This is a genomic window from Actinomycetes bacterium (assembly GCA_036000965.1).
Taxonomy (GTDB): Bacteria; Actinomycetota; CALGFH01; order CALGFH01; family CALGFH01; genus DASYUT01.
In genome coordinates this window covers 1-11,404 of record DASYUT010000276.1, presented here as the reverse complement: position 1 = coordinate 11,404, position 11,404 = coordinate 1, and the positions used below count along the sequence as shown (strand labels likewise).

The following is an 11,404-nucleotide window of genomic DNA, read 5'->3' as shown; positions in this document are numbered from 1 at the left end:
CTCGGCCGTGGCGACCTGGCGGCGCACGACCTCGCCGGCACACATGCCGTCGGCAGGCGCGAGCTGCCCGGCATAGTTGCCGTAGTGGTCGAGCAGGTGGAGGGCGATGCCGTGACGCGCCAGGAGCGAGACGGCGGCGGTGTTGACGTCGACGGGTGCGAGCGCGACAAGGTCGCGGACGTCCGTCACCGGGATGTGGACGTTCGAGCCGTCGGGCCGCTCGACGACAAGGCTTTGGTCCTCGCGCCGGACACGGCACGCGGTGGTCAGCCAGTAGGTTCGCTGCGCATCGCCCGTCACGGCTATCCCCAGCAGTAGTCGAGGTAGGAGCAGCCCTTGCAGCGGGCGCGTTCCAGCCGCGCCGGGGCGCTCGGCGCGGCGCTCACCTCGACCACGCGCGCCCGGTCGGCGAGGGCGCTGGCGCGTGCGGCGTCGTCGAAGGGGATCGTGACGGTCCGCCGGGCGAGTGGGTAGTGGACCACAGCGCCGTGGACTGCGACGCCGCGGTCGGCCAGGGCGAGGCAGTACAAGCGTGCCTGCGCGGTGTGGGCGTCGTCGGGACGCCGGGCGCTTTTGACCTCGTGGACCCACAGGCGGCCGTCCACCCAGTCGATGCGCACGGCATCGAGGGCTACGCCCCGCTTGCGCCGGAACGTGGTCGCGTCGACCGCCTCGCCGAAGGCGACCAGATCGCTGTCGGCCTCGGGCCGGTATCCTCTGGTGTACAGCCACAGCTGCCGGCGGCAGTGGTGCAGGTACTTGACGTGGATGCCCCCGACGTCGTCCTCGGCGAGCCGGGCGCGGTCGGGCGGGATTGGAGGTCGGGCGCTCACAGGATCGTCTCCGCCTCGCTGGCAGCTCCGGGACCGGGCGCGGACAGGTCTAAGCCGTGCTCTTGGCTGTAGGGCAGCTCGAGGACCCATGTGTCGGTGGCAGGGTCGCGCGTCGGCCGGCAGCGGCCGTCCCTGACGAGCCGTGCGAGCAGCTCGTAGGACAGCGGGATCAGCAGGCCTGCGGCGAGGAGAGGGTCACGCTCGAACTGCGCGCGGTAGGCGTCCAAGTCCGTGGTGACGACCGCTTCGACACCGTCGAAGAGCTGATCGAAACGGTCTTCCAAGCTCGAGCGGTCGTCGAACGGGCTGGAGAAGGTGAGGAAGTCTGCCGTGAACTCGTCTCGCGCGCGGCGTACCTCGGCGAGCCACTGCTGCCCCCAGACTCCCGCGTACGCGTCCGTGAGCCAGTGCTGCGCCGCAGCCTCTGCGACCAGCTCGCCGTCGTGGGTGGTGAGGATCCGCCAGGCTTCGTGGACGGGTGCGGCCAGGTACGGCCCCACCCTGTCTGGACGGCCTGGGGCCGGCTCGACCGGGTGGATCCATACCTCGGCGGGGGGCCGTCGAGCGACACGGTTGACGCGGCCCATCCGCTGGAGGAGGGCCTCCAGCGGGGCGACGTCGGTGAACGCGACGTCGAAGTCAACGTCGAGGCTGACCTCGGCGACCTGCGTGCTGACGACCAGCCCGCCCCGCCGGTCAGGGCCGAGCGTCGCGTAGCGGTCTTGCAGCGTGTCTTCGAGCCGCCTGCGGTCCTGTTGCCGGAACCGGGCGTGCAGGAGCACGGCGCTGCTCGGGTCGTCGGGCCAGCGGTCGCGGGCGGCCTGGGCGAGCCGCGCGAACATCTGCTGCGCTCGTCCGACCGTGTTGGCGACGATGAGCACGGACCGGCCGTCGGCGACCGCGTCGCGGACGCGGGCCACGCTCGCGGGGTCGGTGAGGTCGTCGTCGGCCAGGCGGAGCCGGTGACGGACCAGCCCGGACGCGAACTCCGGGTCGGCGTGCACGACGGCGATGGGCGCGGCGAGGCTGTCGCGGATGACGTCGAGGACCTGCTCGGCGAGTGTCGCGGAGGCGATGCCGATCCGCCCGCCGAGTCGCTCCCACAGCCGCAGGGTGGCGAGCAGCCATCCGAAGGTTCTGGGCTGGTAGGCGTGCAGCTCGTCGAGGATGAACGCGGAGTTGGCCGCGTCCAGCAGGACGCTGGTGTGTTTGGGGCCGAGCAACGCGCCGCGGAGGAGCTGGTAGGGCGTGCCGACGCGCAGGCGCTCGTGGAACAGGCGGGTCATCCGCTGCCGGGCGCGTGCCTTCCTGGCGGCTTCCAGGTCGTCCGCGCCGTCCTCGGTCGACCAGGCAAGCAGCACCTGGGCGGCCTTGCCGTGGACCACGCCGATCCTGTCCATACCGCAGCCGAGGTCGTCAGCGAGCCGGCGCACCATCGCGTTGATGGACGCAAGGTACGGCAGCACGTAGAACAGGCGAGGCTGGCCGACCAGGCCGGCGAGCGCCGCGCTCGCCCACGCCAGCATCCCCTCGGTCTTGCCGGTGCCGGTCGGCGCGACAAGCGCGACATGGCCGTCCTCGTGGGCGGCGGCGAGCTGGTGGGCGTGCGGGTGCCAGCCGGCTGCGGTGAGACGGTCGAGGTAGCCGGCTGGCAGCGGCATCGTCCCGTCGAACCCCTGCCGTCCCGCCGAGGACAGGTGGTCCGCCATCGTCACCGCTCCCTGCAGTAGCACGGCGGTCAGCCCTTCCCCGTCGGGCAGCGCCCGCTGCCAACGGTCGGTCGACGCCTTGAACATCCGTCGCGCCCGCTCCGCGGCCGGCGCATCGGGCGGCTCGCGCCGGACCGGCTCGGGTGCGCGCGTGGCGAGCCAGTCGAGCAGTTCATCGTGGACGCCTTGGCGCACCTGCTCGCCGAACGCTTCGTTGAAGCGTTCCGGGTGGGCGCCCCCGTAGTGCCGGTCGAGGTCACGACCCCGCCCCTGGCCGACCGCTCCGGAGGGACGGAGCGGCCGATGGTGCGTGAGGACCCCGAGCGCCACCCACAGGCGCTCGTCCTCGGAGAGTGCCGTGGTGAGCAGGTCGACGAAGGCCAGGGATAGGACCTCGTGCCGCTCCCCCCAGCCGCCGCGACCCAGCTTGGGTGGCGGGAAGGCGGGGTTGGCGAGCTGCGCCTGGAACCCATCGGCGACCTTCCCGGCGTCGTGCAGCAGCGCCGCCCATGCCACGAGCGGCCAGAAGCGGCCCGGTGGCATCCCCGCGAGCCGGTCGAGCGATCCCACACGGCGTTCGATCGCCCGGGCGGTCTGGAGCGCCGCTTCCAGGTGCTCAGTGAGGCGCTCGCCCGGCTTTCCGCCACGGCGGCTCTTCGCCCAGACCGAGTCGAGCGGGACCGGTGTCATGCCGCGCTGTCGACCTCATCGACGTCGTTGACGTCGATCGGCCAGACGAGCTGCCCGCCCTCGTCCACGAGCGCGCCAACGACCGTTTCCACGTCCCCGCCGCCCTCCTCCGCCCAGAGAAAGTCCTCGTACCGGGTCCGGCGCCGGTCCGCCGCGACCCAGGTAGCGAGGCGGTACTCGTCCCCGGTCCCGCGCGGGACCGCGCCGACCGGGACAAGCGCGAACCCTTGCCGGCCACGGTCGACGGTGCGTAGCTCGACAACGTCAATGTCGACGAGGTGGACGAGGTCCTGGCTGCGGCCGAGATGGAGCGCCCAGACCGGCCGCCGCAGCGCCGCGGCACAGGCTTCCGGGTTGTCGTGGATCGCCCAGACGGTGAGCTCGGCATCCACGACTAGATGGCGCTCGAGCGGTGTCGGGCCTTTGTCCACGCCTGGGAAGCGCATCCGGCCGTCGGTGTTCAGCGGGTGGTAGGTCTCCAGGTCCATCGCCTCGCCGCCGATGCGGAACGCGATCCCCACGTGCACCCGGCCGAGCCGCTCGTAGCTGCCCCACGCCGCGGCGAGCAGTCCGCGTACCGTGGCTGGGGGTGGGACGAGCAGGCCGGCTTGGAGCCCCGGGAACATCGGGTCGCGGAACGACGCGACCGGCGCCAGGAGCCGCGCCCGCACGGCCGGCCCACCTGTCAGGGCGATCGCGTCGGTGGTCACGACGCCCAGACCGGGTCGGTGAACCAGTCGTCGTGCTCGCCGGCTCGGATCTCCTTGGCCAGCGCGAGCAGCAGGGTCCGGGGATGGTCGAGCACGACCCGCCCATCCTTGACCAGGTCGGCTAGGTCGGCGGCGACCCGGTCGCGCTGGCCGGCCAGGTAGCCCGGCGCCCAGCCGACCCACGCCGGCCCGAGGGTCTCCTCGGCCCAGCCGTCCAGCTCGGCACGCAGCACGTCCGCCCGAACCTCGGTGGTGCCATCGCTGTCGGCGACAACCCGCCCGAGTGGGCTGATGCCGCCGCGCATCGGGACCAGGACGAGCAGGGCCGGCGTGCGGTCGCCGTAGTGGAGCGCCTGCTTGGCGCCGCCGCGAACGGACGCCATCGCCCCCAGGAGTCCGGCGAGCCGCTCCCGGCGCGTCTCGAGCGGCAGGGCGACCGCGTCGATTCCGCGGAAGCGCACCTTGCTGGCACCGCCCGCCAACGCCTCGACGACCTGCTCGTCAGTCAGGCTGCGCCGGTGGCCGGCGCCGCCGAGGGTGAACACGCCGATGTGGGCGACGTCGATCAGCAGGTCCGTGGCCATGTCGGCCGTGTAGAACTCGTGGCGGTGCAGGACCGGACGTTCGTCGGCGCTGAACCCCCGGGACATCGTGCCGAAGTCCTCGGTCGGGCGGGCGGGCGAGACCGCCCGCAGCGTCCCGACGCTGAGTACGCTGTCGCGCTGGGTCTCCTTGTCCTTGATCGCGCGCATGTAGCCGAACAGGTCGTCGTCGACGTACCGGTGTGGCTCGCCGACGGTGTAGGCCTGCTGCTTGGCGCCGCTGCCCGAGCGGATCACCGGGGAGGCCTCGGTGCCCGCCGTGAGCGTGTCGCGCAGCCAGCGCCGGTACGCCTGCGGAGCGATGTAGGGGTAGAGACGGCTGTCCCGTCCAGACCCCAGCCTGATCTGCTTCACGCGGCCGACCTGAGCGTCGTCGGTGAGGCCATTGTTGGGTGCTCCCTCTCGCACCTCGATGACCAGCTTCCCCGCCAGGTAGCTCATGTGCGCGGCTCCTCCTCGTCATCGGTGTCGTCAGTAGTTGCGTTGGCCAGCTCGGCGGCCAGCTCGGCGCGGGTGGTCTCGTCGAGCGACCGCCCCCAGCCCCGTTCGTGCAGTCTTGCGATCACGGCGAAGAATAGGAGGTCGCGTGCGACGAAGCCGTCGGCGCCCTCCTGGAACAGCAACTCGTAGTCGGCTGGCTCGAGCAGCGGGCCCGCCTGCGGGTCGGTGATCAGGCAGTCGACCGCCCGTCGGCGGAACCAGCTGTTTAGCTTATGGGGGGAACGCGATGCCTCGGTGAACTCGTGCAGCGGCCCGCGCACCTCACCGTTGCCGATCAGGGCAGCCACGCGTTCGCTCACCTGCTCGATTCGGCCAGTGTCGACCGTGCTCACGTTCAGGACCTCCTTGGCGTACCGGCGGGCGAGCGCCGGGATCGTCCCCGGCGCGTCGGTCGACTGCTCCTGCGGCCGGAGCTGCCCGCTGCTGACGATGCCGAGAAGCGCGCGGCGGGCGTCCGACAGGAAGCGGTGCTCGGGCTGTTCCAGCAAGCTTGTCGCGGCGACGTTCTCGCCGAGGCGGCGCATGGTGCCGTCCCGTCCGTGGACGTCGAACGCCCGGCAGACGGCCCGCAGGCCGAGGCCGGCCGCCTTGTCCCTGGCATCCAACCCGACCAGGAAGGCGCATCGGCGCTGGGCGATCCGGTGCGAGCGGAGCTGCGCGCCCCGGTTGTCGTTGCGGAACACCAGCATGCGCACGCCCGACTGGGGCGTCTCCCGGTACTCCCGCAAGGCGCGGAACGCGACGGTCGTCGGGCGTTCCAACCGGACCGGCGCCGCCACCTGGTCGACGCTGACATACCGCCGGTTCTCCACCACCGCCCGGCCGGTCAGGTAGCCGAGGAGGCCTTGGTCGCTCGAGTCGAACACGACGAGCTGGCCCCGGACATAGGTCGCGCCGTACGGCATCGCCCATCCAGCGAGCAGGCACGGCCAGCACAGCGGCCAGCCGGGCACACCCGGCGCGGTGGTGTTGCGGTACAGGATGGACGCGACCAGGGGGAAGCGGTCCTTGCCGACGACCCGGTCGGCCGGGCGGGCGCAGAGCACGCACGCGAAGCCCACCATCCCCGAGGCGGCTGGGCGGTCCAGGAACGCGGCCAGCTCCGCAGCCACGTCCCGCCGAGCGCGCCCAGGATGTGTCGCGGGGGAGTTCGGAAAGGCCGCTCCGAGCACCCTCTGCCAGTAGCTTCCCGGTCCTTCCTTGGTCGCTCTGGCCGCGGCGACGGCGTCTCGCTGCACCGCCGCACTCACCAGGTCGAGGTCCGCACCGGTCACGGCAGCCACACCGCCTCGGCCGGCCAGGCGCGCGACTGCGAACGCGCCGACGCGCTGGAGCGGATGGGGAGTAAGCGACAGCGGCGGGGTCGCAGCGACCGTTGTTGTCATTCGATCCACCCGAACCCGGCCGAGTTCGCCTGTCCGAGGCCCCACGACCAGATCGCCGCGAGCGTCTCCGATGCGGCCAGGACCCGCACCGTGACCGGGGCGCCGATCCGGGCGGATCCGTCCACCCGGAACAGCCGCCGGGCCCCTGCCCACAGGGGCTCCACCTCCACCGCGTCGTCCAGCCCGAGGGTCGCCGCCTTGCGCTGGAGGTTCCCGCGCAGCCCTTCCAGCCACCCAGGGTCGTCCGGGAGCAGGAAACGGTCGGGATGGTCGCCTTTCACGATGACCGGCGTCGCCGTGTGCCACTCGGCTTGTCCGGTGATGAACCGCGGCGGGTCCACCGCGGCGACAGAGCGAATCTCCAGTGCCGCGGATCCCCAGTGGCGCTGTTGCCACGAGCTGAGCCGTAGATCTGCTCAGCTCAGCAGGGCGAGTGCCACCCAGACTCGCTCGCGCGAACCCAGGGCTGACCGGGCTTCGTGCGTAGCACCTGCTGCTAGTGTGGCACCGGCGTCCTGTAGACCTGACCGGCCTGAAGAAGGCCCTGACCTTCCACTCGGTAGAACACCTTGGACGGATACTTGCGAACCCCGAGGTTGTCATAGAAGCGCTGAGCGTTGGCGTTGTCGTCGTCGGTCGTCCACTCGACGCGGCTGCATTCGTACTTCGCGGCGACCTCGAATATGCCCTCCATCAGGAGCTTGCCAACGCCCTTACGGCGATACTCCTGGGCAACGTAGAGTTCCTTCAGGTAGAGCGACCGTGTAAGACCGATGGCGGGCCACAGGAACGAATACGCGGCGAGACCTACGAGCTGTGCACCATCCCATGCCAGCAGGGCATACGCAGCAGGTGGATTGCTAAAGATCGCGTCGTTGATCTGACCTACTCGAAGTTCGAGTGGCTCTACTTCCGTCGCGCCATAGGAGCGATCCATCTCCTCAAGAAGAGCAGCAATCCCGTCAATGTTGCCCGGCTCAGCAGGTGTCACGAAGACCACGAGTGTTCTACTCCCTTCGTCCCGGCCGTAAGCATTAGCAGGTCGCGGAGTTCACGAACCGGCGGCAGTGCTTGATGCTTTCTCGGGAGCTCAGCAACGATTTCATGTGCGCGGAGCGTGATAATGCCTTGACGCTGCTGGTCGCTTAGACTTACGAGAGTTTCAGTCGCGTAAGAGACGGCTGCGGGAGTATCACCGTCATGGGCAAGACAGCTTGCACGATCGAGCTTAGTGAATGCCCGATCCATGTAGTCGCCTGAAGGACAAAGTTCGAGTGCCCGTTCCTGTGCCCTCCACGCCGACCGCGTGTCACGCAGATGAGTGTAGGCATTGCCTTCGTGAAAGCGAAGCTGTGCCTCGGTATAGCCAAACGCAGATGCCACGACCAAATCAGCATCCAACTTCGCCAAGAAGGTTTCGGCTCGCGCAAGCGCCTCTCGGGTTTCTTGACGGCGGCCAAGGGCGGCATGGGCACGAGCTTCGAGTGCCGCTGCAAGTGCGGCACCGACACAAGGCACATTGCCTACGAGGTCTTGCGCGTGATACGCCACGTCCACCGCGCCGATGAGATCACCGCTGTAGTAGTGCCCGTACGCCTCTTGCGCAAGCACCCACGAGTGGGTCAGGGGATCGCCCGCTTCCTCGGCTGCAACGCGAGCAGTGCGCGCCCACCTGCGGAACTCCGTGCGCTCATCGAGCTTGACAAGTGTCAAGCACATGAGCCCCGACATTTGGGCGGTCACCCTGATAAGACGCCGTAAGGCGAACGCTGATCGGCGGCGTGAGAGCGCTCGTTTCAGTTCCGCAAGGTCAGCGGTCAAGCCTTCCAGCAGCACACCTGGCGGGCGATGCCGAGCGGCCTGTCCGAAGTGCAGCACGGTCCGTTCCCAGTCATCGAGACTGGCGTTGGTCATCGCCCCTTCGGTGATCAGGTCATCCAGATCTCGACGAAGCAGCTCGACCCGGTCCAGGTCGGGGCGACCTATCGGCGTGGCAACCGCTGTGCCATCACGGTCAACATCCCGGTTCGGGTGAAGCTGCTCGTTGCTCCGCCGAACGAACCTGAGGGCGCCGTTGGTAACTGACGACTCGTTGTCCGGAGAGTCGTCGCTGAAAGTGCGGCGAGGCGACGACGGCGAGGTCCCCTTCTTGCTGTGCTTCTTGAGCGGAGGGTAGACCAGTTGGTCTCGTCGTGCGCCAAGCGCCCCGGCGAGGTAGTACTCGTAGAAGTCGCTTGGACGCCGAGCGCCGGTCTCCCACGCGCTCACGGTCTTGCCGTTGCACGCCGCGTTGTGACCGTCTTCTTTAGCCAAGCGGTTGATCGCAGACGCGAGCCGAGGCTGGCTCAGGCCGCGTTCCTTACGGAGTGCTGCGAGGTTCGGCTCCGGCACGGGGTCGCCCTTCAACGCTGCGCAACCAGGGACTTCATAGCAAATCCTACTGCTCCGGTCACATCCCGCGCGAACGCCAACCCCATCAAGAAGCGCCTCCGCCGTGAGGACCCGCGAGGGTCCCTGCGCGGGTATCCCCGTTCGGTGTGAGGGTCCCCGGAACGCTGGGACCGCGCCCCCGGCTCGTTGGAAGGTGCTCGAGTCACGCGATCCCTGCCGTTGCAGCGCCAACGGTAACGAGGGGAGGCACGCGCGATGCGACGACAGAGAAGGTGATGCCGGGTGTTCATCGCTCAACAGCCATCCGCGACCCAAAGGCAACGATCGTGACCGGACACGAGACCACACCAGCGCCGCAATATCTCGCCAGGGCCGCGATCGTCACACCCCTGGGAGTGGACGACCGACCGACAGGCTCAGCCGACGCGCGGACGCTCGCTTCGCCCGGCGTGCCTGGGGTGACGCCTCGTCCCGACCTGGCCGGGCATGTGCCCTACCGCTCGCCCCGGCCGCTGGTGCCGGTGCGGCTGGACACCAACGAGAGCCCCTACCCGCCCTGCGGGGCGCTGCGCACCGACCTGGCGAAGCTGGCCGGCGCGCACGACTGGCACCGCTACGGCGACCTCGACGCCACCGCGCTGCGGACGCGCCTGGCCGCCCTGCACGGCCGCACAGTCGAGGGGGTGTGGGTCGCGGCGGGCACCTTCGAGCTGCTGGTCCAGCTGCTGCTGGCGTTCGGTGGGCCGCGCCGCAGCCTGGTCGTGCTGCAACCGGCCTGGGGGGGCTACCGGCAGGTCGCCGCCGCCACCGGCACCCAGCTCGTCGACGACCGCGCTGGCGCCGACGTGGTGGTGGTCTGCTCGCCGAGCAACCCCAGCGGCCACCCCACCCCCATCGAGACCATTGCGCGGCGGTGCGCCGAGCAGCCGGCCAGCCTGGTCGTGGTCGACGAGGCCTACGCCGAGTTCAGCGCGGCGCCGAGCGCGGCCGGGCTGCTCGACCAGTTCCCGAACCTGGTGGTGCTGCGCACCTTCTCCAAGGCGCTGGCCCTGGCCGACCTGCGGCTGGGCTACCTGCTGGCTGACCCGGAGCTGGTTAGGGTGCTGCCGAAGGTGCGGGTGCCGTGGCAGCCGTCGGGGTTCGCCCAGGCCGCCGGGCTGCTCGCCCTGGGCTACCTCGACGACGTGGCCGCGACGGTCGCGCTGGTGGTCCGCGAACGCGGCCGGCTGGCCGAGGCGCTGGCTGGGCTGCCCGGGGTGCGGGTCCGCCCCAGCGAGGCGAACTTCCTGTGCTTCGCGACCCCGCTGCCGTCCGACGAGGTGCGGCGGGCGCTACTCGGGCGTGGGGTGGCGATCCGGGACGTGTCCGGCCTTCCCCATCTGCCCGGGCACCTGCGGGTCACGGTCGGCGCCCCGGCCGACAACCGCGCGTTCCTGGCCGCACTCCGGGCGGTGCTGCCATGACCCGTGGCAATGGGTACCGGCAGGACACCGACGACCTCGCCTTCGCGCGCTTCCTGGCCGACGAGGCCGACCAGCTCAGCCTGGACCTGTACCGGCAGGGCGAGCTGCTGGTCGCAAGCAAGCCTGACCTGACTGAAGTGACCCAGGCCGACGAGGCCGTGGAGGACCGGCTCCGCCAGCTGATCGCCACCCACCGCCCGGAGCAGGGCGTGCTGGGAGAGGAGCGGGGACAGACGGGCAGCCGGCGGGTCCGCTGGCTCATCGACCCCATCGACGCCACCCGCAACTTCATCCGCAGGCTCGACTGGTGGGCGACCCTGCTCGCCTTGCAGGTCGACGGCGAGGTCGAGGTCGCGCTGGTCTCGGCGCCGGCGATGGGCCGGCGCTGGTGGGCGGTCCGCGGCCAGGGCGCCTGGACCACCGGGCCGCTGGACCCCTCGCCCCGCCCGCTTGCGGTGTCGCGGGTCGGGGCGCTGACCGGCGCCCACCTTGCCTACGGCGACCTGCGCGCCGACCGGTGGTTCCTGGGGCTGGCCGGGGCGTGCTGGCGCACCCGCGGGATCGGCGACTTCCTGATGTGGTGCCTGCTGGCCGACGGCGCCGTCGACCTGGTCATCGGCGACCATGGCGACCGGGTCTGGGACCTGGCCGCCCCCATCCTGCTCGTGGCCGAGGCCGGCGGGCAGGTCACCGACCCCGCCGGGCGGCCGTGGGCTGAGGGGCGGCTCGCCATCGGCAGCAACGGGTGGCTGCACCCCGTGGCGCTCGACGTCATCCGCGCCGGCGCTGATCCTCCCCCGCCCACCCCGGCGCGGGACCGCGGCGGCTGACCCCCACCAGACCGACCTTCATTCCCGCTCCGCACGACCAGCGCTCGGCTGGCCTGGCCCAACGCGTGCCCAACTACCCGACGACGACATGGAGGCACCCCCCGGATGCGTCCCGCCCCCGACCGCACCGCAGCCACCAGCCGCACCCAGCCCCCCGAGGAGGACGCGCTGGTGCGCCGCTTCGGCTACCGCCCCCGGCTGGCCCGCAGCCTGGGCTGGGGGGAGTCGTTCGGGGTGGCGTTCTCGTTCATCTCGGTCACCACCGGCATCTTCACCACCTTCGGGTTCCT

Annotated in this window: 12 protein-coding genes; 3 read left to right on the top strand and 9 right to left on the bottom strand. The window is 70.7% G+C overall.

Annotated features, from left to right (window positions below):
• From VG276_24295 to VG276_24255, 9 genes are all read right to left on the bottom strand, one after another.
• Nucleotides 1–300: CRISPR-associated endonuclease Cas1 (locus VG276_24295; GenBank protein ID HEV8652420.1), on the bottom strand; the 300-nt coding region annotated here is incomplete at its 3' end.
• A 2-nt stretch (nt 301–302) separates the two neighbouring features.
• On the bottom strand, nt 303–833 hold the full coding sequence (locus VG276_24290; protein ID HEV8652419.1) for a CRISPR-associated protein Cas4: 531 nt from the start codon (nt 831–833) through the stop codon (nt 303–305).
• Nucleotides 830–3,232, bottom strand: coding sequence for a CRISPR-associated helicase Cas3' (gene cas3, locus VG276_24285; protein ID HEV8652418.1), 2,403 nt, complete (start codon nt 3,230–3,232; stop codon nt 830–832). Before cas3 ends, VG276_24290 begins: the two co-directional genes overlap by 4 nt.
• Entirely contained in the window at nt 3,229–3,942 is a 714-nt protein-coding gene (cas5, locus tag VG276_24280; GenBank protein ID HEV8652417.1) for a CRISPR-associated protein Cas5, read from the bottom strand. The genes cas3 and cas5 overlap by 4 nt, the downstream gene beginning before the upstream one ends.
• On the bottom strand, nt 3,939–4,985 hold the full coding sequence (cas7i, locus tag VG276_24275) for a type I-B CRISPR-associated protein Cas7/Cst2/DevR (protein HEV8652416.1): 1,047 nt from the start codon (nt 4,983–4,985) through the stop codon (nt 3,939–3,941). Before cas7i ends, cas5 begins: the two co-directional genes overlap by 4 nt.
• On the bottom strand, nt 4,982–6,319 hold the full coding sequence (locus tag VG276_24270; protein HEV8652415.1) for a hypothetical protein: 1,338 nt from the start codon (nt 6,317–6,319) through the stop codon (nt 4,982–4,984). The genes cas7i and VG276_24270 overlap by 4 nt, the downstream gene beginning before the upstream one ends.
• 107 nt (nt 6,320–6,426) lie before the next feature.
• On the bottom strand, nt 6,427–6,771 hold the full coding sequence (locus VG276_24265) for a CRISPR-associated endoribonuclease Cas6 (protein HEV8652414.1): 345 nt from the start codon (nt 6,769–6,771) through the stop codon (nt 6,427–6,429).
• 155 nt (nt 6,772–6,926) lie between these two features.
• On the bottom strand, nt 6,927–7,430 hold the full coding sequence (locus VG276_24260; protein ID HEV8652413.1) for a GNAT family N-acetyltransferase: 504 nt from the start codon (nt 7,428–7,430) through the stop codon (nt 6,927–6,929).
• Nucleotides 7,418–8,836 (bottom strand): helix-turn-helix transcriptional regulator, encoded by a 1,419-nt coding sequence (locus VG276_24255; protein HEV8652412.1) that lies wholly within the window; start codon nt 8,834–8,836, stop codon nt 7,418–7,420. Before VG276_24255 ends, VG276_24260 begins: the two co-directional genes overlap by 13 nt.
• Nucleotides 8,837–9,279: 443 nt before the next feature.
• On the opposite strand from VG276_24255, the gene VG276_24250 reads away from it, so the two are divergent.
• The 3 genes from VG276_24250 to VG276_24240 form a co-directional block, all read left to right on the top strand.
• Nucleotides 9,280–10,284 (top strand): aminotransferase class I/II-fold pyridoxal phosphate-dependent enzyme, encoded by a 1,005-nt coding sequence (locus tag VG276_24250; protein HEV8652411.1) that lies wholly within the window; start codon nt 9,280–9,282, stop codon nt 10,282–10,284.
• A complete protein-coding gene (locus tag VG276_24245) occupies nt 10,281–11,114 on the top strand; it encodes an inositol monophosphatase (protein HEV8652410.1) in 834 nt (277 codons plus the stop codon). Before VG276_24250 ends, VG276_24245 begins: the two co-directional genes overlap by 4 nt.
• A 105-nt stretch (nt 11,115–11,219) precedes the next feature.
• Nucleotides 11,220–11,404: hypothetical protein (locus VG276_24240; protein HEV8652409.1), on the top strand; the 185-nt coding region annotated here is incomplete at its 3' end.

Bases quoted from the DNA above. Each gene is read 5' to 3' on its own strand.
- cas7i (HEV8652416.1), bottom strand. From the start codon at position 4,985: ATGAGCTACCTGGCGGGGAAGCTGGTCATCGAGGTGCGAGAGGGAGCA.
- VG276_24245 (HEV8652410.1), top strand. From the start codon at position 10,281: ATGACCCGTGGCAATGGGTACCGGCAGGACACCGACGACCTCGCCTTC.
- cas3 (HEV8652418.1), bottom strand. From the start codon at position 3,232: ATGACACCGGTCCCGCTCGACTCGGTCTGGGCGAAGAGCCGCCGTGGC.